This is a genomic window from Vreelandella maris (genome assembly GCF_013371085.1).
Lineage (GTDB): Bacteria > Pseudomonadota > Gammaproteobacteria > Pseudomonadales > Halomonadaceae > Vreelandella > Vreelandella maris.
The window spans coordinates 88,520-112,322 of the sequence record NZ_JABWCV010000006.1; the positions used below are offsets into that span (position 1 = coordinate 88,520).

At 55.3% G+C, this 23,803-nt stretch carries 23 protein-coding genes; 14 read left to right on the top strand and 9 right to left on the bottom strand.

Features of this window, described 5'->3' with window-relative positions; genetic code table 11:
- The first annotated feature begins 12 nt into the window (after positions 1-12).
- From atpB to mgtE, 9 genes are all read left to right on the top strand, one after another.
- Positions 13-840, top strand: coding sequence for a F0F1 ATP synthase subunit A (gene atpB / locus HUO07_RS06735; RefSeq protein WP_176302934.1), 828 nt, complete (start codon positions 13-15; stop codon positions 838-840).
- 76 nt (positions 841-916) lie between these two features.
- Entirely contained in the window at positions 917-1,144 is a 228-nt protein-coding gene (gene atpE, locus HUO07_RS06740; protein WP_022521051.1) for a F0F1 ATP synthase subunit C, read from the top strand.
- Between the two features lie 76 nt (positions 1,145-1,220).
- Entirely contained in the window at positions 1,221-1,691 is a 471-nt protein-coding gene (locus HUO07_RS06745) for a F0F1 ATP synthase subunit B (protein WP_022521052.1), read from the top strand.
- A gap of 11 nt (positions 1,692-1,702) precedes the next feature.
- Positions 1,703-2,239, top strand: coding sequence for a F0F1 ATP synthase subunit delta (locus HUO07_RS06750; RefSeq protein ID WP_101145099.1), 537 nt, complete (start codon positions 1,703-1,705; stop codon positions 2,237-2,239).
- 16 nt (positions 2,240-2,255) lie between these two features.
- On the top strand, positions 2,256-3,800 hold the full coding sequence (gene atpA / locus HUO07_RS06755) for a F0F1 ATP synthase subunit alpha (protein ID WP_176302935.1): 1,545 nt from the start codon (positions 2,256-2,258) through the stop codon (positions 3,798-3,800).
- Positions 3,801-3,868: 68 nt separating this feature from the next.
- A complete protein-coding gene (gene atpG, locus HUO07_RS06760; RefSeq protein WP_176302936.1) occupies positions 3,869-4,756 on the top strand; it encodes a F0F1 ATP synthase subunit gamma in 888 nt (295 codons plus the stop codon).
- 74 nt (positions 4,757-4,830) lie between these two features.
- On the top strand, positions 4,831-6,210 hold the full coding sequence (gene atpD, locus HUO07_RS06765) for a F0F1 ATP synthase subunit beta (protein ID WP_101145102.1): 1,380 nt from the start codon (positions 4,831-4,833) through the stop codon (positions 6,208-6,210).
- 24 nt (positions 6,211-6,234) lie between these two features.
- Positions 6,235-6,663: a F0F1 ATP synthase subunit epsilon gene (locus HUO07_RS06770; RefSeq protein WP_008959070.1), complete on the top strand. Its 429-nt coding sequence runs from the start codon at positions 6,235-6,237 to the stop codon at positions 6,661-6,663.
- A gap of 174 nt (positions 6,664-6,837) precedes the next feature.
- Positions 6,838-8,214 (top strand): magnesium transporter, encoded by a 1,377-nt coding sequence (gene mgtE, locus HUO07_RS06775; RefSeq protein ID WP_176302937.1) that lies wholly within the window; start codon positions 6,838-6,840, stop codon positions 8,212-8,214.
- 19 nt (positions 8,215-8,233) lie between these two features.
- Here mgtE and HUO07_RS06780 read toward each other — a convergent pair whose 3' ends face one another.
- Complete coding sequence (locus HUO07_RS06780) at positions 8,234-9,427, bottom strand: cation diffusion facilitator family transporter (RefSeq protein ID WP_176302938.1); 1,194 nt, start codon at positions 9,425-9,427, stop codon at positions 8,234-8,236.
- A 216-nt stretch (positions 9,428-9,643) separates the two neighbouring features.
- On the opposite strand from HUO07_RS06780, the gene HUO07_RS06785 reads away from it, so the two are divergent.
- The 5 genes from HUO07_RS06785 to nhaD all read left to right on the top strand — a co-directional run bounded on the left by HUO07_RS06785 (position 9,644) and on the right by nhaD (position 16,638).
- Positions 9,644-10,444, top strand: coding sequence for an undecaprenyl-diphosphate phosphatase (locus HUO07_RS06785; protein WP_176302939.1), 801 nt, complete (start codon positions 9,644-9,646; stop codon positions 10,442-10,444).
- A 41-nt stretch (positions 10,445-10,485) separates the two neighbouring features.
- Positions 10,486-11,628, top strand: coding sequence for an FAD:protein FMN transferase (locus HUO07_RS06790; protein ID WP_176302940.1), 1,143 nt, complete (start codon positions 10,486-10,488; stop codon positions 11,626-11,628).
- A 1-nt stretch (position 11,629) separates the two neighbouring features.
- Positions 11,630-13,000, top strand: coding sequence for a bifunctional UDP-N-acetylglucosamine diphosphorylase/glucosamine-1-phosphate N-acetyltransferase GlmU (glmU, locus tag HUO07_RS06795; RefSeq protein ID WP_176302941.1), 1,371 nt, complete (start codon positions 11,630-11,632; stop codon positions 12,998-13,000).
- Positions 13,001-13,172: 172 nt separating this feature from the next.
- Positions 13,173-15,014: a glutamine--fructose-6-phosphate transaminase (isomerizing) gene (glmS, locus tag HUO07_RS06800; RefSeq protein ID WP_176302942.1), complete on the top strand. Its 1,842-nt coding sequence runs from the start codon at positions 13,173-13,175 to the stop codon at positions 15,012-15,014.
- 157 nt (positions 15,015-15,171) lie between these two features.
- The gene (nhaD, locus tag HUO07_RS06805) at positions 15,172-16,638 is read left to right on the top strand and encodes a sodium:proton antiporter NhaD (RefSeq protein ID WP_176302943.1); all 1,467 of its coding nucleotides are present in this window, start codon (positions 15,172-15,174) and stop codon (positions 16,636-16,638) included.
- A gap of 99 nt (positions 16,639-16,737) precedes the next feature.
- On the opposite strand, the gene HUO07_RS06810 is transcribed toward nhaD, so the two are convergent.
- The 8 genes from HUO07_RS06810 to HUO07_RS06845 form a co-directional block, all read right to left on the bottom strand.
- Positions 16,738-17,337 carry a CBS domain-containing protein gene (locus HUO07_RS06810; protein WP_176302944.1) on the bottom strand — a complete coding sequence of 200 codons (600 nt, stop codon included), beginning with the start codon at positions 17,335-17,337 and terminating at the stop codon, positions 16,738-16,740.
- Between the two features lie 131 nt (positions 17,338-17,468).
- The gene (locus HUO07_RS06815; protein ID WP_176302945.1) at positions 17,469-18,854 is read right to left on the bottom strand and encodes an ATP-binding protein; all 1,386 of its coding nucleotides are present in this window, start codon (positions 18,852-18,854) and stop codon (positions 17,469-17,471) included.
- A complete protein-coding gene (locus tag HUO07_RS06820; protein WP_176302946.1) occupies positions 18,851-19,525 on the bottom strand; it encodes a response regulator transcription factor in 675 nt (224 codons plus the stop codon). Before HUO07_RS06820 ends, HUO07_RS06815 begins: the two co-directional genes overlap by 4 nt.
- 11 nt (positions 19,526-19,536) lie before the next feature.
- Positions 19,537-20,202, bottom strand: coding sequence for a hypothetical protein (locus HUO07_RS06825; RefSeq protein WP_176302947.1), 666 nt, complete (start codon positions 20,200-20,202; stop codon positions 19,537-19,539).
- A complete protein-coding gene (locus tag HUO07_RS06830; protein WP_176302948.1) occupies positions 20,199-21,041 on the bottom strand; it encodes an SDR family oxidoreductase in 843 nt (280 codons plus the stop codon). The genes HUO07_RS06825 and HUO07_RS06830 overlap by 4 nt, the downstream gene beginning before the upstream one ends.
- Positions 21,028-21,720, bottom strand: a complete 693-nt coding sequence (locus HUO07_RS06835) for an iron-containing redox enzyme family protein (RefSeq protein WP_176302949.1) — start codon at positions 21,718-21,720, stop codon at positions 21,028-21,030. The genes HUO07_RS06830 and HUO07_RS06835 overlap by 14 nt, the downstream gene beginning before the upstream one ends.
- Complete coding sequence (locus HUO07_RS06840; RefSeq protein ID WP_176302950.1) at positions 21,717-23,177, bottom strand: AMP-binding protein; 1,461 nt, start codon at positions 23,175-23,177, stop codon at positions 21,717-21,719. The genes HUO07_RS06835 and HUO07_RS06840 overlap by 4 nt, the downstream gene beginning before the upstream one ends.
- Positions 23,161-23,802 (bottom strand): thermostable hemolysin, encoded by a 642-nt coding sequence (locus HUO07_RS06845; protein ID WP_176302951.1) that lies wholly within the window; start codon positions 23,800-23,802, stop codon positions 23,161-23,163. Before HUO07_RS06845 ends, HUO07_RS06840 begins: the two co-directional genes overlap by 17 nt.
- Position 23,803 lies beyond the last annotated feature (1 nt).

The window sequence follows — 23,803 nt, forward strand, 5'->3', positions numbered from 1 at the left end:
GGTGACACATCCATGGCCGCAGGAAACGAAGTCTCTTCGACTTACTATATCCAGCACCACTTGCAGAACCTGACGTTTGGTAACCACCCTGTTAATGGCTGGTCGCTGGCGCATTCGGCGGAAGAAGCCAGTGAAATGGGCTTTTGGGCCATTCACTTGGATACCATGGGCTGGTCAATTGCCATGGGGCTGCTGTTTATCTGGATTTTCCGCAAAGCGGGAAAAATGGCCACCACTGGTGTCCCCGGCGGTCTGCAAAACGCAGTAGAAATGGTCGTCGAATTCGTTGAAGACATGATCAAAGGGACCTTCAAAGGCCATAATCCGCTTATCGCGCCACTGGCCCTGACGCTGTTCGTGTGGATTCTGTTCATGAACACGTTAAAAATTATCCCGGTCGATTACTTCCCGGTGCTGTTCAGTAAGCTAGGCGTGGACTACATGAAAATTGTGCCCACCACCGATGTGAACGCTACGCTAGGGTTAGCATTAGGTGTCTTCGGGTTAATTCTCTACTACAGCTTTAAAGTGAAAGGCGTGGGTGGCTTTGCCAAAGAGCTGTCACTGACCCCATTCAATCACTGGGCCTTAATTCCCTTCAACCTGCTACTTGAAATCGTTGCTCTGCTGGTGAAACCGTTCAGCTTGGCAATGCGTCTTTTCGGCAACATGTTCGCCGGGGAAGTGATCTTCATTCTGATCGCTATGCTGCCCTTCTGGGCTATCTGGGTGCTGGATGTACCGTGGGCGATCTTCCATATCCTAATCGTCGTACTTCAGGCCTTCATCTTTACAGTGCTATCCGTGGTGTATCTAAGCGCTGCACACGAACATCACTAACCCGAGCAATGCTTGCAACACATTAACCCTTAACCTCAACCCTCGACCTTAAACTTGAAAAACTAGGAGCATTACCATGGAACTTATCTACATTGCCGCTTCCATCATGATCGGTCTCGGCGCTCTAGGTACCGGCATTGGCTTCGCTATTTTGGGCGGTAAGCTGCTTGAATCTACAGCGCGTCAGCCAGAACTAGGCGACCAACTGCAAACCAAAACCTTCCTAATGGCAGGTCTGTTGGATGCGGTTCCGATGATCGGTGTTGGTATCGCAATGTACCTGATCTTCGTTGTTGCCGGTTAATGACAGCTCAGCCGAGCGTTAAACGCTCGGTTTTGTTTCACTCCGGTCGCCACGAACTTGTCAGAGGTACATTCCTGTGAATATCAACATGACGCTAATCGGGCAGACGATCGCCTTCGCGATCTTTGTCTGGTTTTGCTTAAAGTATGTGTGGCCTCCGATCAGCAACGCGCTTCATGAGCGTCAGAAAAAAATTGCTGATGGCTTGGACGCAGCCAGCCGCGCTAACCGCGACCTTGAGCTTGCTCAAGAGCGGGCGGAACAAACGCTGCGTGAAAGCAAGGAGCAAGCTTCTCAAATTCTTGAGCAGGCCAATAAGCGCTCTGCCCAGATAGTTGAAGAAGCCCGCGAACAGGCCCGCGCCGAAGGCGAACGCCTTGTAGCGAGCGCACGTTCCGAGATTGAGCAAGAAGTGAATCGCGCTAAAGATGAACTTCGTGCCCAGGTCTCTTATCTCGCCGTTATGGGTGCCGAGCGTGTTCTTGAAGCGTCGGTCGACGAACAAGCCCATCGCAAGTTACTTGATGAGCTTGCTGCTGAACTGTAAGGAGGTGAATCATGGCGGAACTACTGACCGTCGCTCGTCCTTACGCTAAGGCAGCGTTTGAATACGCGCGTGATCATGAGGCGCTTGATAGCTGGTCACAAGCGCTGAGTTTTTTAAGCTTTGCGGTAGCAGACGTTAACGTTCGCCATCGGTTAAGCAGTCCAAAACTAGACAGCGACCAAAAAGTGTCGCTGCTTGTTGAGCTGATTCCTGAGCAACAAGATGACGCTTTACAGCGGTTTTTGACTGTCCTGGCTGACCAAAGTCGCCTGATGGCGCTGGCATCGATTGCTGAACAGTTCGAGCACCTGCGTGCCGAACACGAGCAGCGGGTTGAAGTGAATGTCACTTCTGCTTATCAGCTAGATAGCGAGCAAGAAACGAAGCTAGCGAACGCGCTTAAAAAACGTCTGAATCGCGAAATCTCTATTACTACTCAAGTGGACAAGTCGCTGATTGGCGGTGTCATCCTACGTGCTGGCGATACCGTTATTGACGGGTCGGTCCGTGGTCGATTGAACCGTCTTTCTGACGCGCTAACCGCTTGAGTCTGAGGGACATGGCATGCAGCAACTGAATCCTTCCGAGATCAGCGACATCATCAAGCAGCGAATTGAAAAGCTTGACGTCGCATCCGAAGCCCATAATCAGGGCACCATCGTCACCGTTTCCGACGGTATCGTGAAAATTCACGGCCTCGAAGACGCGATGTTTGGTGAAATGATTGAATTCCCCAACAGCATCTTTGGCATGGTACTCAACCTGGAGCGTGACTCCGTGGGTGCCGTCGTGCTGGGTGACTACCTGCAGCTCGAAGAGGGCATGACCGCCAAGTGTACCGGTCGTATTCTCGAAGTGCCGGTAGGCCCCGAGCTGATTGGTCGTGTTGTCGACGCGCTGGGTAATCCCATCGATGGTAAAGGCGACATCAACACCACCATGACCGACGCCGTCGAGAAAGTGGCGCCGGGTGTTATCACACGTCAATCCGTTGATGAGCCGATTCAAACCGGTCTTAAGTCTATCGACGCCATGGTGCCGATCGGCCGTGGTCAGCGTGAGCTGATCATCGGTGACCGTCAGATCGGTAAGTCCGCCATTGCCATTGATGCCATCATCAATCAGAAAGGCAAAGGCGTGACCTGTGTCTACGTAGCGATTGGTCAGAAGCAGTCGACCATTGCCAACGTGGTGCGCAAGCTCGAACAGCACGGCGCAATGGAACACACCATCGTCGTAGCGGCGGGCGCTGCCGACCCGGCACCGATGCAGTTCCTGGCACCTTACTCTGGCTGCACCATGGGCGAGTACTTCCGCGACCGCGGCGAAAACTCACTCATCGTGTATGACGACCTTTCCAAGCAGGCCGTTGCGTACCGTCAGGTATCGCTGCTGCTGCGTCGTCCGCCGGGCCGTGAAGCTTATCCTGGTGACGTTTTCTATCTCCACTCACGTCTTCTTGAGCGTGCTGCGCGCGTTAACGTCGACTACGTTGAGAAGTTCACCAACGGTGAAGTGAAAGGCAAAACCGGTTCCTTAACCGCACTGCCTATCATCGAAACCCAGGGTGGCGACGTTTCTGCGTTCGTTCCGACTAACGTGATCTCGATCACCGATGGTCAGATCTTCCTGGAAACCAACCTGTTTAACTCCGGTATTCGTCCGGCGATTAACGCAGGTCTCTCGGTTTCTCGTGTCGGTGGTTCGGCGCAGACTAAAATCATCAAGAAACTGGGCGGTAGTGTACGTCTGGCATTGGCTCAGTACCGTGAATTGGCGGCCTTCTCGCAGTTCGCGTCTGACCTTGATGAAGCCACGCGTAAGCAGCTCGAACACGGTCAGCGTGTGACCGAGTTGATGAAGCAGAACCAGTACTCGCCGATGTCGGTAGCTGAAATGGCGCTTTCGCTGTACGCCGCCAACGAAGGTTATCTGGACGATGTCGAAGTCAACAAAGTGTTGGACTTTGAGCGTGCCCTGCACGACTACATGAAGTCTGAACACGCTGATCTCCTCGACAAGATCAACCAGAGCGGCGACTACAACGGTGAGATTCAAGACAGCTTGAAGTCGGGTCTCGAGAAGTTCAAGGCGACTCAGAGCTGGTAATGTCTGGCCCGCCCCTAATGGGCGGGTTTGCATGCTTTCTGAGAGCCACGAACGAAGGGTAGATCGCTATGGCAGCTGCAAAAGAGATACGCACCCAAATCGGGAGCATTAAAAATACGCAGAAGATCACCAGCGCCATGGAAATGGTGGCTGCGTCGAAAATGCGTAAAGCGCAAGATCTGATGAGAGCTAGTCAGCCTTACGCTAAGCAGATCCGTAATGTGGTTGGCCACTTAGCCAACGCGAACCCTGAGTACAGGCACGACTATATGGTCGAGCGTAGCGAGGTTAAGCGTGTTGGCTACATTGTGGTATCCACTGACCGCGGTCTGTGCGGTGGTTTGAACCACAATCTTTTCAAAGCCTTACTGAAAGAAGCCGTTAGCTGGAAACAGCAAGGTGTCGAGCAGGATTTTTGTGCGCTTGGCGCCAAGGCGAGCACCTTTTTCCGCAATTACGGCGGTAATTTGGTCGCAGCGAAAAGTGGATTAGGTGAAGCCCCGACGGTAGAAGGCTTGATTGGCAGTATTAAGGTCATGCTCGAAGCGTACGACGAAGGACGTCTCGACCGGCTGTACGTGGTGCACAACGAGTTTGTGAACACCATGACGCAAAAGCCAGTGGTTCGTCAGCTTCTTCCCCTGTCGCCCGATATGGGCGCAGACGCTGAGCAAGACGACGAAAACGCCCGTCCCGGAAGCTGGGACTACCTGTATGAACCGGATGCCAAGGCGTTGCTCGATAGCCTGTTGGTTCGTTTCATCGAATCGCAGGTGTATCAGGCGGTAGTGGAAAATGGCGCTTGTGAACAAGCCGCTCGAATGATCGCTATGAAAAGTGCCACCGACAACGCAGGCGGCCTGATCGACGATCTGGAGATGGTTTATAACAAGGCCCGTCAGGCTGCCATTACCCAGGAAATTTCTGAGATCGTCGGCGGCGCTGCTGCCGTATAACGCCTAGGGAGCCGACTCTTTTAAGCGGCTCCCGGCAGACAGGTTTCATTTGCAGGTTTTAGAGAGGAACCAAGATGAGCGGACGTATCGTACAAATCATCGGCGCGGTGATTGACGTAGAGTTTCCGCGGGACTCTGTGCCCAAGGTCTACGACGCGCTGAAGGTCTCCGATGTTGAGACTATCCTCGAAGTCCAGCAGCAGCTGGGCGACGGCGTGGTGCGCACCATCGCCATGGGCTCCACTGAGGGCTTGAAGCGTGGCATGGCAACGACCAGCACAGGTGCTGCTATTTCCGTACCGGTAGGTAAGGAAACGCTGGGCCGTATTATGAACGTACTCGGCGAGCCGATCGATGAAGCAGGACCGATCGGTGAGCAAGAGCGTATGCCGATTCACCGTAAAGCACCGAGCTATGCCGACCAGGCAGCCTCTAACGAGCTGCTGGAAACCGGTATCAAGGTTATCGACTTGGTCTGCCCGTTTGCGAAGGGTGGTAAAGTTGGCCTGTTCGGCGGCGCCGGTGTGGGTAAAACCGTTAACATGATGGAGCTTATCCGCAACATCGCCACTGAGCACAGCGGCTACTCTGTATTCGCCGGTGTTGGTGAGCGTACGCGTGAGGGTAACGACTTCTATCACGAAATGACTGAATCCAACGTTATCGATAAGGTATCGCTGGTTTACGGTCAGATGAACGAGCCGCCGGGTAACCGTTTGCGCGTGGCGCTGACGGGCCTGACCATCGCTGAGAAATTCCGTGATGAAGGCCGCGACGTACTGCTGTTCGTCGATAACATCTACCGCTATACCCTGGCAGGTACCGAAGTATCGGCACTGCTTGGCCGTATGCCGTCAGCGGTAGGTTATCAGCCGACGCTGGCTGAAGAGATGGGCGTTCTGCAGGAGCGTATTACCTCGACGAAAACCGGTTCAATCACTTCCGTACAGGCCGTATACGTGCCCGCGGATGACTTGACCGATCCGTCGCCGGCGACCACCTTCTCCCACCTGGATGCGACCGTGGTATTGGCGCGTTCTATCGCCGAACTGGGTATTTACCCGGCGATCGATCCGCTCGACTCCACGTCGCGCCAGCTGGATCCGCTGGTTGTCGGTGAAGAGCACTATGCCACCGCTCGCGGTGTGCAGAACGTTCTTCAGCGCTATAAAGAGCTTAAGGATATCATCGCCATTCTGGGTATGGATGAGCTGTCTGATGAAGACAAGCTAGCCGTATCTCGGGCGCGTAAAATCCAGCGCTTCTTGTCGCAGCCGTTCTTCGTAGCTGAGGTGTTCACTGGTTCACCAGGCAAGTATGTTTCGCTGAAAGACACCATCAGTGGCTTCCAGGGCATTTTGGCTGGTGAATACGACGAATTGCCGGAACAGGCCTTCTACATGGTCGGTTCAATCGACGAAGCCGTCGAGAAAGCCAACCAGATGAAGAAGTAATCCCGTCCATGAGGGGGATTCGCTATGGCGAATAGCTTTACTTGCAATATCGTCAGCGCTGAAGCATCCATCTTCTCAGGTACCGTTGAGCAGGTGATTGCTTCCGGGGTGATGGGTGATCTGGGCGTTTTGCCAGGTCATGCTCCGCTGCTGACTGAGCTTCAGCCGGGTCCGGTTCGCGTGATCTATGATGGTGGCGCAGAAGAGAACTTCTACGTCACTGGCGGCTTCATGGAAGTCCAGCCGGATGTGGTAACGATACTGGCTGATGCCGCATCACGGGCCAGCGACCTCAATGAGGCTGCTGCCGAAGAAGCGCGTCAGCAAGCGCTGAAAGCCTTTAACGATAAGTCATCGGAGCTTGATTATACTCGAGCGGCCGCTGAACTTGCCGAAGCCGTTGCTCAGCTGCGAACGATTCAGCAGCTGCGTAAAAAGGCGGGTAAAGGCTAATACCCACGCATTTGGCGTGGTACAGCGCCCCTTAAGCCCGTTATCAGGGTTTAAGGGGCGTTTTTTTGTTGGGTAGTAAGGATAGTAATATAAGTAAGTATGATGAGTTAGGTAATGGATTTTGTAATGGATTAAGTCGGCAGCACGACGTTTGTCAGTGTGAAGGGGAGAGCCATGGCGCTTAACGATGAAAGCCTACAGCAATTAAAAGCCGAACTACTCGACGAGTTGGCCAAGGAAGTGCCTAGTAAATCGGTGCTCTCTTTGCGTTTGGCCGAAACCCGCTCAGCGGATATCGGTGAAGTGCTCGAAGAGATGATCGAGGATGACGAAGAGCTACCTGCGGCGCTCGCTCTGCTGGATATTCTCTCTGCCGAACGGGCAGCCAATGTGTTGGGCTATTTGCCCGGTGAGAGCCAGCTTGAGGTAGTCGGGAAGCTGGACGACAGCCAAGTACTCAAGCTGCTCGAAGAGATGGGCTCGGACGAACGTGCCGACCTATTTAATCTACTCAGTGAAGACCGGCGTGAAGCATTGCTGCGTCGCATGGCCCATCGCGAGCGGGAAGATCTCAAACGGCTTGCCAGCTACGAAGAGGGTACCGCTGGCGCCATCATGACCTCTGACTATGTCTCTATAGCCAGTGGCATGACGGTGTCACAAGCGATGATGCGGGTACGCCAAACCGCCCCCGATGCGGAAACGGTCTATCAGCTCTATATCCTCGATAGTGATGGGCATTTGATCGGTACTATGTCGTTACGCCAACTGATGGTGGCACGCCCAGGCGCCATTGTGGATGACATCATGATCAAGGATGTTATCAGCACCCGCGTTGATAATGCTCAGGAAGATGTTGCCCGAATTGTGGCAAAGTACGACCTGTTAGCGCTGCCGGTGATCGATGCGGACGGCCGGATGGTTGGCATCGTGACCCACGATGACGCCATGGACGTGGCCGAATCCGAGGCCACCGAGGATTTCCATAAAGGGATGTCGATCGGTCAGTTAGAGGATGGCGTGAGCCGTGTGAAGCTCTGGAGCCTCTATCGCAAGCGAGTGTTTTGGCTAGTACTGCTGGTCTTTGCCAACCTGTTTTCGGGTGCCGGGATTGCCTATTTTGAAGAGACCATTGCCGCCCAGGTGGCGCTGGTATTCTTTTTACCGCTGTTGATCGGTAGTGGCGGTAATGCCGGAGCCCAGGCCGCCACGCTAATGGTGCGCGGTATGGCAACTGGTGATGTGGGTGTTAAAGACTGGGGGAAACTGCTTGGTCGCGAACTGCTCGTCGCGGGCTCGCTAGGCATTACCATGGCTATTGCGGTAACGCCTATTGGCATTATGCGTGGGGGTGAAGCGCTGGCCATGGTGGTTGCCTTTAGCATGGTCACCATCGTGTTGTTCGGCAGCCTGCTGGGGATGTGTTTACCCTTTGTACTCGAGCGCTTCAAGGTCGATCCTGCCACGGCCTCGGCACCGCTGGTGACCACGCTTATTGATGCTTCTGGGGTCGTGATCTACTTCAGTATCGCCACGCTGCTGCTCTTGTGACGAGTGAGTAATTGGGGGCTTAGCGCATTGAGCTACTGGCGGCGCGGGTAATAAACAGCACCTCGACGTGACCGAGCCACTCAATATCGCTAGCCAGCGCTTTAAGCTGGCTAGCAAGGCACTGAGGCGGCTGATGAACGGCGTCATCAATAATCAGCGATACCGATACCTTATCGTCGAGGTAGTGCAACTGCAGCTCGTTTAGTGTTCGCCATACCGGGTGCCTATACCAGCGGGCATCGAGTGCTGCCTCCACTTCAGGACGCAGCGGCAGCCCGGGTAAGCGGCTGGGATCGCCCGCACCGGCGTCGTCTTCGGGGTCAACGTGAAAGATGACATCGGTCAGCGCGGGGAATTCGTGGCGCAAGCGGCGACTGACCTCATTGCCGATCTCATGGGCTTCGGAGACGGTAATCTTGGGGCCCACCACCACGTGTAGATCGACCATGACCCAGCCAGCAGACTGCCGCGTGCGCAGGTCATGAACGCTATCCACTCCCGGCACCCCGCAAGCGACATCGTGCATTTGATTCTGGATATCCACGGGCAGCGCGGTATCGACCAACTCGCGCGCTGATTCCCATAGCAAGTCTAACCCTACCTTACCGACCAATAGCCCGACGATGATAGCCGCCACGGCATCGAGCCAACCTAAACCAAACTGCGCCCCAACGAGTGCCACCAGCACCACGGCGGTCGATAACGCATCGCTGCGTGAGTGCCAAGCGTTGGCTTCGAGTAATTTCGACTTTACGCGTTTAGCGACGCGCATGGTGTAGCGAAAAATCCACTCTTTACTCAACAGCGCAATGACCGTAATCACTATGGCTAGCATGCCTGGTGCGTTCACGGCGGTACCGCTAAACAGACGATCCAGGCTGGACCAAGCAATACCGCCCGCCACGAAGATCAGCACGCTGCCCAGTAATAATGTGGTGAGGGTTTCGATTCGGCCGTGGCCGTAGTGGTGGTCTTTATCGGGTTCCTGGCGGCCATAATGAATGGCTGCCAGGACAAAACCATCGGTGACTAAATCAGATAGGGAGTGAATGCCATCGGCGATCAAAGCCGCTGAGCCGACCATAAAACCAATGGTGACTTTAACGACACTAAGCAGGGCATCCAGCCACGCACCAATATAGGTAACGCGCTTGGCCTCGTGGCTAAGTCGTGCCTGGTCTTGAACCACTGGCGTTTCGATGGTCTGAGTCATGGGTACCTTGCAAGGACGCACGCATTCAATAGACGCCTATTGTAGCGTATTCCTTATGTCCTCTATAGCATCCGCTGCTTTTAGGCTGTGAAACAGCGCCTTAAACTGGCAGTAGTGGGTAAGGCCAGTAAAGGCAATGGCGGACAAGGAATTAGCGGATGTGTATCCTTAAGCGCCATTGCAAACCATCAATTGTTTCTATGCACAGGATTTTTTATGGATTGGCTTCAGGTAGTAGTGTTAGCGGTGGTTCAGGGGATTTCTGAATTTTTACCCGTTTCAAGCTCTGCTCACCTGATTTTGGTGCCTGTGCTGACAGATTGGCAAGATCAAGGGTTAGCCTTTGATGTGGCGCTGCATTTGGGCAGCCTTTCCGCGGTGATTATTTATTTCCGGCAGGAAATTTGGCAGATGGTGACCAGCAGCGTAGCGGCGGTCAGCGGTAAGGGGGTGAATGAAGATGCTCGACTCGCTTTTTGGGTGACGTTAGCGACCATCCCCGTGGGTATTATTGGCTTACTGTTACACGATGTTATTTCTCACTATATGCGCTCTACGCTGATTATCGGCTTCAGTTTAATTGGTTTCGGTCTATTGTTGGGGTATGCCGATTGGCGTAAGCAGGGAACGCGTAGCGAGTACCAACTGCGTTTAAAGGACGTACTCATTATTGGCGGTGCCCAGGCGCTGGCGCTAATTCCTGGTACGTCGCGCTCAGGTATCACTATTACGGCAGCGTTAATGGTGGGGATGAGCCGGGAAGGGGCTGCACGCTTCTCTTTCTTGCTGTCGATTCCGGTGATTGTGTTGGCCGGTGGTTTGGAAGCCATAGGCCTATTTAGCTCCCCGCAGTCGATCGATTGGGTAGCGATGTTAGTGGGGACGTTATTGTCAGGGGTCAGTGCTTATTTGTGCATTCACTACTTTTTGGTCGTCATTAACAAATTGGGAATGCAGCCTTTTGTTATTTATCGCGTGCTGTTTGGCGCTTGGCTGCTGTGGTTTTTTCATTTTTAAGCGCTTCATTTTAAGAGCTTCATTTCCAGGGCATGGCCGCTATGAAAAAGTCAGATAAGAAGGCGTTTGCAGTAAGTATCGGCAAGTGGGGACGTTTACTGGTAGTGCTAGGAGTGCTGGTCGCAGTGGCTGGATGCTCAGAGAGTGATCGCCCGCTGGAACCACCCGTACGCTTTGAGGGGAACATTTTCGGCACTTTCTATCAGGTAACCATTATGGATCCGCTCACTCAGGGCGAGTCCCTTGAATTGGAAGAGGGCTTCAAAGCAGAGCTGGAGAGCGTTGATCAGGCGATGTCCACCTACCGTGACGATTCCGAACTAATCGCCTTTAACGAGGCGCCTGTAGACGAGTGGCAACCACTCTCCAACGAACTGATTGAAGTGTTGGCCATCAGCCAGTCGGTGGCTGAAGCTAGCCACGGTGCCTTTGATATTACGGTGGGTGACCTGGTTAATTTATGGAGCTTCGGCCCCGGGTCCCGGCCTGAAGAGGTACCTGCTGATGAGTTGCTGGCCGAGCAACTTGCCCGAGTGGGTTTTGATGCAGTAGAGCTTGATAGCCAAAATATGCAGGCAAGGCGTACTCGCGATGTGTTTGTCGATCTTTCCGGTGTGGCCAAAGGCCATGCCACGGACCGAGTGGCCACATATTTGGATCAACAGGGTATTGAACACTACTTAGTCAATTTAGGTGGCGACCTGATCGCCCGTGGCGTACGCGATGAAGACGAGCAGACTCCGTGGCGGATTGGCATTGAAGTCCCCGAAGATGGCCAGCAGCGTGCACAACATATTATTCCGCTGGAGAGCATGTCAGTCGCTACCTCAGGCGACTATCGCAACTATTTTGAAGTAGAGGGTGAGCGCTTCTCCCATACCATTGACCCGCGCACAGGCCGACCCGTCACTCACCAATTAGCGTCGGTGTCAGTCTTCCACCCCTCTAACGCTTGGGCAGATGCTTGGGCGACGGCACTATTAGTCGTCGGCGAGCAAGACGCTATGCAAATGGCCATTGAGAATAATCTCAAAGTACTTCTGCTCGTTCGCGAGGGGGAGCAGTGGCGCAGCATTGCTACGCCTGAATTTGTTAACTATTTCGGTGAATCACTGGTTGATGAGCTGGGTATTGAACAACTCCCTACTCCGGCGCCCACCAACCAACCCGTAACAGGTGAATAACATGCATGAACTGGATATCGTCATTCTCGCCGCGGGTAAAGGTACGCGTATGCGTTCTCAAACCCCTAAAGTACTGCATACCTTGGCAGGTAAGCCCATGGTGCAACATGTACTGGATACAGCATCAGGGCTGCAGCCTGATCGTACCCATGTCGTCATCGGCCATGGTGCGGAACAGCTGCGCGAGGCGCTGGCCGACACTGCGGTGCAGTTTGCGGTGCAGGCCGAACAGAAAGGCACCGGTCACGCGGTGGCTCAAGCGCTTGAGCAGCTCGGTAGCGGCAAGGTGCTTATCCTCTATGGCGATGTCCCCCTGTTACAGCGTGATTCATTAAGGGAGCTGTTGGCCCAAGTGGATGAACAGCACATCGGGCTGTTGACGGTGACGCTGGATGACCCAACGGGCTATGGCCGGATTGTGCGCAACGAGGCGGGTGAGGCGGTGGCGATCGTTGAGCAAAAAGATGCCAACAGTGCCCAGCTTGAGATCACCGAATGCAATACCGGTATTATGGCCATGACCAGCGCTCAGTTAAAACGCTGGTTACCGCAGCTTTCCGCCGAGAATGCCCAGGGTGAGTACTACCTGACCGATGTGATCGCCATGGCCGCCGATGAAGGCATCAAGGTATGCACGACCCAGCCAGCCACTGCGGTTGAAGTGGAAGGGGTTAATAATCGCGCACAAATGGCCCGCCTGGAACGTGCTTATCAGCAGCAGCTTGCCGATAAGCTGATGGCAGAGGGCGTGGCGCTTGCCGACCCCGCACGCTTGGATGTGCGCGGGCGTTTAACCTGCGGTCATGATGTCTTTATTGATGTGGGCTGCGTTTTTGAAGGCGACGTTGAGCTGGGTGAAGGCGTGCGTATTGGCCCTTACTGTGTGATTAAAAATAGCACCATTGGTGCCGAAAGCATGGTAGACACCCATAGTGTGATAGAGGGCACCGTGGCAGCGGGCCTGAACCAGATCGGCCCCTTTGCGCGGCTACGTCCAGGGACGCGGTTGGCGGTAAAAGCCAAGGTGGGCAATTTTGTTGAAACCAAAAATGCCGATGTCGGTGAGGGTAGTAAGATTAATCACCTAAGCTATGTAGGTGACGCACGCTTAGGCCGGGATGTGAACGTTGGTGCGGGCACGATTACCTGCAACTACGACGGTGCTAACAAACACCATACAGAGATTGGTGATAATGCCTTTATTGGCTCGAACACAGCCTTGGTCGCGCCTGTCTCGGTAGGCAAAGGCGCTACCGTAGGGGCAGGGTCGACAATTGCTAAAGACGTTACCGATTACGCCTTAGCCGTCACGCGTGGTCGCCAGCTAGAAAAAATCGACTGGCTGCGCCCCAGCAAGCGCACAGAGCCATAGTTCTTAAAGCCATAGTACTTAAAGTCATAGTTTTTAAAACCATAGTTCTTAAAATGGTGCTAAGAATCATTAAAAAGCCGTATTCATAATCAGTGGCCGTCGTTTTACCGTTCTGCGGATTGGTTGAGTAGTATTTGTAAAGTGCTCTGGTTAATGACCTAGGAGAGTGATTATGTGTGGCATTGTTGCCGCCGTTGCCCAGCGCAACGTCCAAGAAATTCTATTAGAAGGTCTAAAACGCCTGGAGTATCGCGGCTATGATTCGGCCGGTATGACGGTGTTTAGCGATGGCGTGCTGACCCGCCGCCGGGCGCTCGGAAAAGTGGCGGCGCTCGCTGCGCAATTGGAAGCTTCCGCGCTACCGGGTTTTTCGGGCATTGCACACACCCGCTGGGCAACCCACGGCAAACCCTCTGAAGCTAATGCCCATCCGCATCATAGCGGCTCCCACATTGATGAAAACCAAGTGGCGGTGGTGCATAACGGGATTATTGAAAACTACGAGAATATAAAAGATAACTTGCAGCGCAGCGGCTACACGTTTGACTCCGAAACCGATACCGAAGTGATTGCCCACTTACTTTCCGAAAAGCTGAACGATGGGCTCACCCTGTTTGACGCGACGCAACAGATCGTTAACGACTTAGGTGGCGCTTATGCCTTGGGCGTAATGAGCGCTAAAGAACCAGGTGTAGTGGTCGGTGCCCGCCAGGGCAGCCCACTGGTGGTGGGTGTGGGCATTAATGAAACCTTTTTAGCCTCTGACCCGCTGGCACTACTGCCAGTGACGGATCGCTTTATTTATCTTGAAGAAGGCGACCTGGTTGAGCTACGCGAGCAGGGCGTTATTCATATTGTGGATCGTCATGGTAACCGCGTTGAGCGCCCTATTCATACCTTTGAGCATGGTGATGGCGCTGCCAGCAAAGGCGAATACCGCCACTTTATGCTTAAGGAAATTTTTGAGCAGCCGAAAGTGATCGAAGCGGCGTTGGAAGGGCGGCTGAGTGCTCAAAGCGTGTTAGTGGAGAGCTTTGGCCCCGATGCTCTGGCGCTTTTTCAGCGTACCCGCCAAGTGCATATCATCGCCTGCGGCACCAGCTACCACGCCGGGCTGGTGGCGCGTTACTGGCTAGAGCGTTACGCCGGTGTACCGGTTCAGGTTGAAGTGGCCTCTGAGTACCGTTATCGCCACCCAGTCGTGCCCGAAGGCACGCTGTTTGTCACTCTTTCTCAGTCGGGTGAAACGGCTGATACGCTGGCGGCGCTGCGTTTTGCGAAAACGCTCAACTATGTGGGCACATTGGCGATTTGCAACGTGCCCGGCAGCTCATTGGTGCGTGAGTCGGACATTACGCTGATGACACGCGCAGGCCCTGAAATAGGTGTGGCCTCCACCAAAGCCTTTACGACTCAGCTTGTGGCGTTAATGCTACTCACGCTTTCCGTGAGTAAAGCAAAAGGGCAAGCCGAATACCCAGATATCATCGCCGCACTGCGCACGCTGCCCGAGGTGTGCCAGCGAGTGCTGGCGCTGGACAGTCAGATCGAAGCGCTTTCCCAAGCATTTGCTGAAAAACATCATGCGCTCTTCTTGGGACGCGGCGCCCACTATCCGATTGCGCTGGAAGGGGCACTTAAGCTCAAAGAGATCTCCTATATTCATGCCGAAGCGTACCCTGCCGGGGAGTTAAAGCACGGTCCGCTGGCGCTGGTGGACAGCGAAATGCCGGTGATTTCGGTCGCCCCCAATGACGACCTGCTGGAAAAGCTAAAATCCAACCTCCAGGAAGTCCGTGCCCGCGGCGGCCAGCTGTTCGTGTTTGCCGACGAAAGTGTGGGTATGGATACCCAGGAAGATATCCGTGTACTCACACTTCCCCACGTGCATGAAGCGCTGGCACCGCTACTTTATACCCTGCCGTTACAACTGCTGAGTTACCACGTAGCCGTGCTTAAAGGCACAGATGTCGACCAGCCGCGTAACCTAGCTAAAAGCGTGACGGTAGAGTAATTAATTCGCTAAATCATATTTAGCATTAAGCTAATAAAAACGCTTTACAAGATGCGGCAATACGCCGCATCTTATGCGCAACCGTTGCGTTGCAGCATGTCGTTAGGGTGCTTATTATCGTGGCGGTCTTTCTCCCTCCTGATTGGATTATATCGCCATGAAACCACCAAACGTCCTCGCAACTCGGCATTACGCTAGCCGAGTCGCTTGGTTGTTGCTCGCCTGCTCGCTTTTTATCTTTCCTTCGCTCTCTTATGCCGCCGCCGGGCCACTGGACCTTACCCTCACGCTAACCGGTATCTCTTCTGTCGTGATCTTCGTGCTCGCCTATGCATTGGTGATGACTGAAGAGTTACTGCACATGCGTAAGTCTAAGCCTGTATTGGTTGCTGCAGGCCTTATTTGGGCGCTCGTCGCCTGGGTTTATGTGCAAGCAGGCATGCCGGAAGAGGCGGAAACCGCCTTCCGTGAAACGCTGCTTGAATACGCCGAGTTGCTGCTGTTTTTGCTGGTCGCGATGACCTATATCAACGCCATGGAAGAGCGCCGAGTATTTGACGCACTGCGCTCTTGGTTAGTCCGCAAAGGCTTCAGTTATCGTAGCCTGTTCTGGATTACCGGCGTCATGGCGTTTGGTATTTCATCGATCGCGAACAATATGACCACCGCCATGTTGATGTGTGCGGTGGTACTTAAAGTGGCCGAAGGTGATGATAAATTTATCGGCCTTTGCTGCGTTAACGTGGTGGTAGCGTCTAACGCAGGCGGTGCCTTTAGCCCGTTTGGCGATATCACTACCCTAATGGTGTGGCAGGCGGGTCAAGTGCCGTTCGAAGGCTTCTTCGCGCTGCTAGTGCCTGCGATAGTCAATTTCATGGTGCCTGCGGTGATCATGAATTTCTTTATCGCGAATCGTCAGCCGGCCGCATTACAAGAGAATGTCTGGCTCAAGCGCGGCGCGCGGCGGATTATCGTGCTGTTTTTGATAACGGTGGCTATTTCCGTACTGTGCCACTCGATCCTTTATCTACCGCCGGCCATGGGCATGATGTTTGGCCTAGGCTTGCTGCAGTTCTTTGGTTACTACCTGCGCCGCAGCCTACCGCGTTCGCTGGAACGCAAACGTGAACGCTATTCGCGCCGAGGCGATTGGAAAAAGCTCGAACAGCTGGGTAGCGTGGTGCCATTTGATATTTTCAGCCGTATTGCGCGCTCAGAATGGGATACGCTGCTGTTCTTCTACGGGGTAGTGATGTGTGTCGGCGGGCTTGGCTTTATGGGCTATCTCAGCCTGCTTTCCGAAACACTTTACGGCAACTGGAACCCGGTGTGGGCTAACGTGGTGTTGGGCCTGATCTCGGCTGTTGTCGATAACATCCCGGTCATGTTTGCGGTACTTTCCATGGCGCCCGATATGTCGGAAGGCAACTGGCTGTTGGTGACATTGACGGCAGGCGTGGGGGGCAGCTTGCTTTCGATGGGTTCCGCTGCGGGCGTTGCACTGATGGGGCAGGCGCGCGGGATCTATACCTTTGCCGTGCACCTGCGCTGGGTACCGGCTATCTTATTGGGCTATATCGGCAGCATCTTTACACACCTGTGGATTAACGCTTCCATGTTCTAGATTGGAGTGTTCTAGACTGGGGCCTCGGCCCAAATGCGAACGCCCTTCACCGAGGAATCGGTGAAGGGCGTTTTGTTAAAGGCTAACTACTTTAAAACGTTACAGGTCGTGTCCGGTCACTACTTGGCAGATATCGGCAAAGCTTTTCGCCATCGGCACCGGATTAATCTCTTTGCCGACCGCACTGTGTATATCGCTTGCCGAGATAAGACCGCGAATTCTAAGTTCGTGTTGATCGTTTTGCTCGGTGATCAATAGATGCTGGTCGGTCACGGCCTCCATCGACAGCACCAGGTCTTCAATGGTCAGCGATGCCAGCTGCGCGACAGGCATAGCACTCAGCTTGTGCCATGGTGTCATGATCATTTCAGCGGTGACTTCTGCACGGGTCAGGTTACGCTGCTGCATGGCCAGATTGATGCGCCGGGTACCGATCACTTCTTTCGATGTAATAACGCCGATACAGTGCGCCTGTTTATCCATGACAAACAACAGCCGTACACCGCCATGCCGCATCTTAAGGTGTGCCTCGTCGATAGGCGTGTCGGCTTCAACCGACTGTGGCACTACCTGGGAAAAGTCGGTAAGCACCGTCATGGCAGGACTGGTGGGCAACAGCCGCCGTGGGGCAGGCATCGCCAAAAGAGGGGGTGAGCCTAGTTGAACTAATGGCTTAGGTGAAAAGGTTACTTGGTTCATCGGGGGACCTCCATGTGGAGTAAAGAGCGAGCCGTGGGTATCTGGCTCGCAGTGTGCCTCCACAGTTGCATGCAATTCTTATCAGAACCTTAAGAGATCCATAAAACTCAGCTTAGGAAGCAAAGAAAAATTTATTGCTTTTCTGGACGTTGCAGAACAATACGTACGCGTAGCCCCCCGCTGGGCGCATCATCAAGTTGAAGAGTGCCGCCATGGCGAGTGACCAACCGCTCAACGATGGAAAGCCCTAACCCCGAGCCCGCGCTGGGGCCTGCGCGCTGAAAGCGCTCGACCACTTTTTTGCGTTCATTGACCGGGATGCCGGGTCCCTGATCATCCACCATGAGCTGAAAGCCGTGTGGCGTCGTCGCCAGCGTGATGTTGATGGTGCTCTGGTTAGGCGAGTGCTGGATGGCATTACCGACCAGATTTTGTACCAAGGTTTCAATCGCGCCGGGCTCTTCTGTGATGGACCACTCCCCCTGCTCATCGGCGTTTAGCAGTAGTTGCTGTTGGCGTTCAGCGGCCAGTGGCGAAAGCTTGGCCAGGGTTTCCCGCACTTCACTGAGTAGGTTGGTGGCGCGGTACTCAGGTTGTGACTCTTCTTCAGGGTCCAGGCGCGCCAGCGTTAACAACTGGGTAACCAAGCGCGTGGCCCGGGCAACGCCGCCGCGCAGGTGGCTGAGCGCCTCCTGGCGATCTTCAAGATTATCGGCGGTCAGCGCGTTCTGGGCGTGTAGGTCAAGCACTGCTAAGGGGGTGCGTAACTCATGGGCGGCATCGGCAATAAAGCGCTTTTCGCGTACGCGCATGATGCGGATGCGCTCTAACAGCCGGTTAAGCGCGCCGGCGATAGTATCCAACTCGTGGGGCAATGGGCTAAGCGTCAAGGGCTGCAAATTGTGCGGATCACGACTGCGAATCTGCTCGGCCATGCGGGATAACGGTGCCAGCCCCCAGCCAATCGTCCACCATAGCAGCGCGGAGAGGAGCGGCAGGCCGATCAGGTCGGGCAGAAGCGTGCGAAGCGCGACTGCCCGGATCAGCTCGCCACGCACGTCTTCGCGCTCACTGACAACTACCCGGTTTGAGGAGTCCGGCACATCTAGTACATACACACGCCAATCGTGTTCACCCACGGTCAGCGTCGAATAGCCGACGGGCTGTTGGGCAAGGGGTGTTTCGGGGGCACTGGCGGAGCGCAGCAATAGCTGGTCGTCTTCCCATAGCTGAAACGCTAATTTGCTCTCGTAACGGTGTCCCGCAAAGCGTTTGTCTGACTCACGGGCGCGCTGCAAGGCGATTTCCAGACTGGTTAGCAGAACATTGCGGTCGGTGTCGGGCAGCGGTGCTTGCAGTAACCCTTCAAGTAAACGCGCATTCTGCGCCAGGCTGGCATCGTAAAGCTCTTCTATTTCATGAGCAGCATAGCGGTAACTAATAAAGCCAATCACGAGCATGCTAAGGCCAAAGACCAGCAGCGAAAGCCCCAGGGTCCGCTGACGAATAGACGTCATGCGTCATCCTTTGACTTATCCATCACATAGCCAATGCCGCGCACCGTGCGGATGACGTCGGTGAATAGCTTGCGGCGTAAATGGTGGATATGGACCTCAATGGCATTGCTCTCGACATCCTCGTCCCAGCCGTAGACCAAGCGGGTCAAGGTATCACGGGTAAACACCCGGCCCGGGTGGCTCATAAACTCTTGCAGCAGCGTCAACTCGCGCCGCGACAAGCTCACATCTTGGCCCTGATAGCTGACGTTAAAGGTGTGCGGGTCCAGGCGGATGCCACGACAGCTCAATATGCTGCTGATCTGGCCCTGGCTGCGGCGCAGCAAGGCGCGTAGTCGGGCTTTCAGTTCCGCCACTTCAAAGGGTTTGGTTAAATAATCATCGGCGCCAGCATCCAGCCCCGCGATGCGGTCATCCACCGCATCGCGGGCCGTCAGGACCAAAATAGGGACTTGGCTACCGTGGCGCCTGACAGCGTTCAATACCGCCATGCCATCCATGCGCGGCAGCCCCAGGTCAAGAATTACCGCATCAAAGGGTTCCCCCTCTGTTAGCGCATTTAGCGCGGTAGTGCCGTCACTCAGATGATCCACAGTGTAGTGCTCTGGCTTTAAAGCCAAGCGGATGCCTGAGGCTAGGCTTGGGTCATCCTCTACCAGCAAAATGCGCATAGGGCTCCTTCCTATTGAAGTTCTGACATCAATTGACGGATGTCGTCACGGCGGCCACTGTCCGCCAGTTCGCGACCAGGCCGGGGCGCTGCCATCAAGGCGCGTTCTAGCGCTTGGCGTGCTTCTGCATCGCGACCCTGCTCATGTAAATAGTCGCCCCAGAAATAGAGACTGTCGATCCCTTCGGGGTTAATCGCAAGGGCTCTTTGCAAATGCCACTCAGCTTTTTGTTCATCGCCAAAGCCGAGTGGCCAGCCGGGAACCTGATAATAGAGCGCGCCCAGGCTGGTATAGGCCGAACCATCCAGCGCCAGCGGGTTCAGTTCCAGCGCGGTTTCAAGCTCCTTTTTAGCTTGTTTTACCAGCCCCAGCGCGCCCAGCCCACCGCTGGCACCTGCTTCTGTTGAGCGGATAATGCCGGCCCAGATATGCAGCTCTGCGGCGTCGGGGTAGCGTTCGACGAGTTGGTCAGCCTCGTCGCCCAGGTAGCTGAAAGCTGCCGCCTGTTCGCCTGGGGGCAGCGTATAGTTAATTTCCGCCCAACGCTGCTGTAGCTTGGCAAGCGATGCGGCGGCGGCCGCACTGTCGTCCTCACTGGCAAATCCCTGAAGGCTTACCAAGCCAATAGCGCTAACCAGTAGCGTAGTACGCAGCGTTCGGAAAGCTGGCATGATCATGATGAAGACTCCTGGGGGGCAATGAACCGGCGAATGACAGGCAGTTGGCGTAACAGGGCCCGGTCAACAGCGCCTGGCCATAGCATATTCAAGCGGGTAAAAAAGCGTTCTGGCAGGCCAATTTGTAGTTCCTCACGCTGCTTTTCCACGGCATTGATAATGGCCAGAGCGACGGCGTCAGGAGAGTCGACGGTATTGCCCAGCGCCGCATTGAGCGCCTCGGTTTGTGGCGAGTTCATCGCGGTGCGGGTGGCCCGTGGGGCGATATACATCACCCGCACGCGGGTATCGGCCAGCTCTCGGCGCAGCGCTTGGCTAAAACCGCGCAGCGCAAACTTGGTAGCGCAGTAGGTGACTTGGCCGGGGTAGCCCAGTCGCCCGAGCGTCGAACCAATGGTGATAATCGTTGCCTGGGGGCCAGCCATTAGCAGCGGAAGCAGCGCGCGGGTCAACTGCAGGGTGGCGGTCAGATTAATCGCCACCAGCTGTTCGATATCGCTGTCACTGGCAGTATCAAAAAATCCCTGCTGATTACTACCAGCGGCATTGATCAGCATGTTGCACCCTGCCTCTTGCGCAGCGCTGACTAAGCGGCTGCGATCACTCACGTTGGTTAGATCAGCGCTAACGGCGGTGATGTGATTGGGAAAACGGTCGACTAACGAAGCCAGCGCGTATTGTTGGCGACCACTTATCAGTAGGTGTGCGCCCCGCTGCGCCAGCGATTCGGCCAGGGCCATACCAATACCGCCGCTGGCGCCGGTGATTAAAATTCGCTGGCCCGGCCATTCGCCGGGCAGCTTGTTTTTTCTAGGCCAACGCAGGCTAGGCAAGCGCATGACTAAGTTCCTCCACCGCGTTGCCGCCCTGACAGTGCGCTTCGATGCCTCTAAACATTGCCCCGTACAGGCGGTAGAACATATTGGCGCTATCAATCACCACGGCCAGATCGTCGGCACCTAGCTGATTGATCTGCTCTTCAAAAAAGGCCAAGTGACCAATATCCAGGCTGCCGTGGGAGGTGAGATAGCGCACGGCATTGTTGGGAAGCGAAAGGCTATCCTGTAAGCGTTCGGCGGCCTGGGTGGCAAGCGCGGTACTGGTACCTTCCAGCACCTGCACCATGCCGAAAAACGCCACCGGGTTGCCGTGTTCTACAGCGTCACGAATCCAGGCCACCATTAACCGAGTGGCGGGGTCTGGCAGGGCGGCAGCGGCGGCATCTGCATCCCCGCCCGCGGCGCGGATATCGTCCAGAATCCATTTTTCATGACCGTGCTCCTCTTCGATGTACTCCACCAGCGCCGTGCGTAACCAGTCGAGCCGGTCGGGCAGACGTGCGCCGCAGGCCATCATTAGTGGCACGGTGAAACGAACGTGATGATACGCCTGACCTAAAAAGGCGAGATACTCCTCTAGGGAAACATTGCCCGCCAGAGCGCGGGTCACGATGGGGGTGGTCAGCAACCAGTGACGAGCGTCTTGGGTAGCGTCTTGCAGCTGTTGGTAAGCGGTCATGGTGTTACTCCTTTGGGTGTATCGGTCACGACGGCCCTTAGCCAGTGGCCATAGGCGGCTAGCAGGGTGTCGCGGCGTAGGCGGCCGTTGGCCGTGAGTTGTTGGTTGTGGGGCGTAAAGGGGGCGGCGCGTTGCCACTCATGCACTTGGGCGTAATCGGGTAGCGTGCGATTGACTGCATTGAGAGCGGCTTCTATTTGGGCATTGGTCATATGGGGCGTCGCGGGCACGATCAGCGCGCGGTTAGCGGGCAGGGCCTCGCCATACACCATGGCTTGGGCAATGGCAGGCTGCGTGCAGAGCTCGCCCTCTACCCATTGCGGGTTGACGTTACGGCCATAGGCGGTAATAAAGACGTCCCGCTGGCGACCATTGAGCGCGATGGTGTCATCCTGCCACTGACCGGTATCCCCCGTGGCGTACCAGTCGCCGCAAGGTGCTTCGCCGATATAACCCAGCATCAAGGCGCCACGAATATGCAGCTGGCCTTCGCGATCAATGCGGATCTGGGCGTGGCGCAGTGGGCTACCAACGCCGCAGCTTGGTTCTCCTGGGCGATTAAGACAGACCACCGAGGTGCCTTCGGATAAACCATAGCCTTCATAGACCGGCCATCCGCCACGCCGGGCCTGAGAGAGCAGTGTGTTGGCAACCTGCGCGCCGCCCACCGCCACAAAGCGCAGGCTGTCGGGCGCCGTTGTGGACTCGCTGACCAACGCTTGAAGCAGTTGAGGCACCAAAATCATGCTGTTGGGTTGGTAGCGCTCAATGGCATCAAGGGCGAGCTGAGCGTTAAAACCGCTAGCCCCCTGCCAACCTAACGTGGCCATCCCCGGTAAAATGCTGCAGGCACCCAGCCATAGCGGTAAATAAAGCCCACCGATATTTTCGAGCAGCGTGGAGAGGGGCAACATGGCTAAGTGGCAGCGTATATCAAGCGGTGCCACTATCTCCGCCAGGCTTTCAGTCACGGTCAGCAGCGCCGCGTTATCCAAGCACACGCCCTTGGGGGTGCCGCTGGTGCCCGAGGTAAAGGTGATGCGCGTGGTGCCTTCGTGTAACGCGAGGGGATGGTCAACCCGACGTTGAGCGATGGCTGGGTCGGGGGTAGCTTTGAAGCCGAAGGCCTCGCCGCCGTGACCAATCCAGCTACCTAATCCCACCTGCTGAACAATATGGCGGCGCTGTTGCTCACTAAAGAAGCCTGGGATAGGGACGGCTACACACGCCTCCATCATTAGCGCCAGATCCCATAGCGCCCACTCCAGCCCGTTATCCAGCGCTAATGCGACGCGTCGTGCGTTAACATCACGTAAGCGCTGGCGTCGTTGGGCGACATGGTGAATGACATCTGCATACGACAAACTCTGTTCACCATCGCTAAGTGCGGTACGCTGTGGGGTTTGCTGGGCATGGTGGGCAAGCCGCGCCATTAGCGCATTAGGCAAGGCGTGCATGCAGTACCTCTTCACTATCTGTTTCTGTGAAGGCTGACTGAGCCTGGAGCGTGTGCATGGCGCTGCGAAGATCACCGGCCATCACCCAGGGGCGATGCTGGTAATAGCGCCCCCACAGATGCGACTCTTCGCCTAGTCGATTAGGGTCGGCAGGGGTAATCGGTTGTGGTTCAAGCCCTAGGCGGCGCAGGCCGTTGGCGACTTCAGGCGTGGCCGTAAATAGCAGCCAAGCGATACCTTCCGCCGCCAGTTGATGAGCGAGGTAGATAAACAGCTGCCGCTGCAAGCCAGGGCGCAGGCTGGCTAGGTTGCCAATTTCGGCAATATCCCGACGGGCAAGTGACTGCTGAAACCCATGGTTAATAACCTGTTCAGCCTTGCCATCCAGGTAGCGCTCCAGAAAGAGCGGCCCGCTGCTGGCAAGGCGCAGCCCCACCGCCGCTTGCGGTTGTCCCGCCTGCCACAGCCCAAACAGGCGGGGCAGAAAATGTTGGATATAAGCACTGTGTTGCTGGGCGAAGCGTTGCTGAATCAGTTGCTGAAGCATCGCTTTTTCCTGCCAATTGAGGGCTTCGTGCCAATCCAGTGTTGCCAGCGCAGTGGGGAGCGAACGTAGGCGAGCCATC

What these genes read in the sequence shown, in the direction of transcription:
- HUO07_RS06790 (WP_176302940.1), top strand. Translation starts at nt 10,486, where the DNA reads ATGAAAAAGTCAGATAAGAAGGCGTTTGCAGTAAGTATCGGCAAGTGG.
- atpE (WP_022521051.1), top strand. Translation starts at nt 917, where the DNA reads ATGGAACTTATCTACATTGCCGCTTCCATCATGATCGGTCTCGGCGCT.
- HUO07_RS06785 (WP_176302939.1), top strand. Translation starts at nt 9,644, where the DNA reads ATGGATTGGCTTCAGGTAGTAGTGTTAGCGGTGGTTCAGGGGATTTCT.
- HUO07_RS06830 (WP_176302948.1), bottom strand. Translation starts at nt 21,041, where the DNA reads ATGCGCTTGCCTAGCCTGCGTTGGCCTAGAAAAAACAAGCTGCCCGGC.
- HUO07_RS06820 (WP_176302946.1), bottom strand. Translation starts at nt 19,525, where the DNA reads ATGCGCATTTTGCTGGTAGAGGATGACCCAAGCCTAGCCTCAGGCATC.
- HUO07_RS06815 (WP_176302945.1), bottom strand. Translation starts at nt 18,854, where the DNA reads ATGACGTCTATTCGTCAGCGGACCCTGGGGCTTTCGCTGCTGGTCTTT.
- mgtE (WP_176302937.1), top strand. Translation starts at nt 6,838, where the DNA reads ATGGCGCTTAACGATGAAAGCCTACAGCAATTAAAAGCCGAACTACTC.
- HUO07_RS06780 (WP_176302938.1), bottom strand. Translation starts at nt 9,427, where the DNA reads ATGACTCAGACCATCGAAACGCCAGTGGTTCAAGACCAGGCACGACTT.
- atpB (WP_176302934.1), top strand. Translation starts at nt 13, where the DNA reads ATGGCCGCAGGAAACGAAGTCTCTTCGACTTACTATATCCAGCACCAC.
- HUO07_RS06840 (WP_176302950.1), bottom strand. Translation starts at nt 23,177, where the DNA reads ATGCACGCCTTGCCTAATGCGCTAATGGCGCGGCTTGCCCACCATGCC.
- nhaD (WP_176302943.1), top strand. Translation starts at nt 15,172, where the DNA reads ATGAAACCACCAAACGTCCTCGCAACTCGGCATTACGCTAGCCGAGTC.
- atpD (WP_101145102.1), top strand. Translation starts at nt 4,831, where the DNA reads ATGAGCGGACGTATCGTACAAATCATCGGCGCGGTGATTGACGTAGAG.
- HUO07_RS06770 (WP_008959070.1), top strand. Translation starts at nt 6,235, where the DNA reads ATGGCGAATAGCTTTACTTGCAATATCGTCAGCGCTGAAGCATCCATC.
- glmU (WP_176302941.1), top strand. Translation starts at nt 11,630, where the DNA reads ATGCATGAACTGGATATCGTCATTCTCGCCGCGGGTAAAGGTACGCGT.
- atpG (WP_176302936.1), top strand. Translation starts at nt 3,869, where the DNA reads ATGGCAGCTGCAAAAGAGATACGCACCCAAATCGGGAGCATTAAAAAT.
- HUO07_RS06750 (WP_101145099.1), top strand. Translation starts at nt 1,703, where the DNA reads ATGGCGGAACTACTGACCGTCGCTCGTCCTTACGCTAAGGCAGCGTTT.
- glmS (WP_176302942.1), top strand. Translation starts at nt 13,173, where the DNA reads ATGTGTGGCATTGTTGCCGCCGTTGCCCAGCGCAACGTCCAAGAAATT.
- HUO07_RS06835 (WP_176302949.1), bottom strand. Translation starts at nt 21,720, where the DNA reads ATGACCGCTTACCAACAGCTGCAAGACGCTACCCAAGACGCTCGTCAC.
- HUO07_RS06845 (WP_176302951.1), bottom strand. Translation starts at nt 23,802, where the DNA reads ATGGCTCGCCTACGTTCGCTCCCCACTGCGCTGGCAACACTGGATTGG.
- atpA (WP_176302935.1), top strand. Translation starts at nt 2,256, where the DNA reads ATGCAGCAACTGAATCCTTCCGAGATCAGCGACATCATCAAGCAGCGA.
- HUO07_RS06810 (WP_176302944.1), bottom strand. Translation starts at nt 17,337, where the DNA reads ATGAACCAAGTAACCTTTTCACCTAAGCCATTAGTTCAACTAGGCTCA.
- HUO07_RS06825 (WP_176302947.1), bottom strand. Translation starts at nt 20,202, where the DNA reads ATGATCATGCCAGCTTTCCGAACGCTGCGTACTACGCTACTGGTTAGC.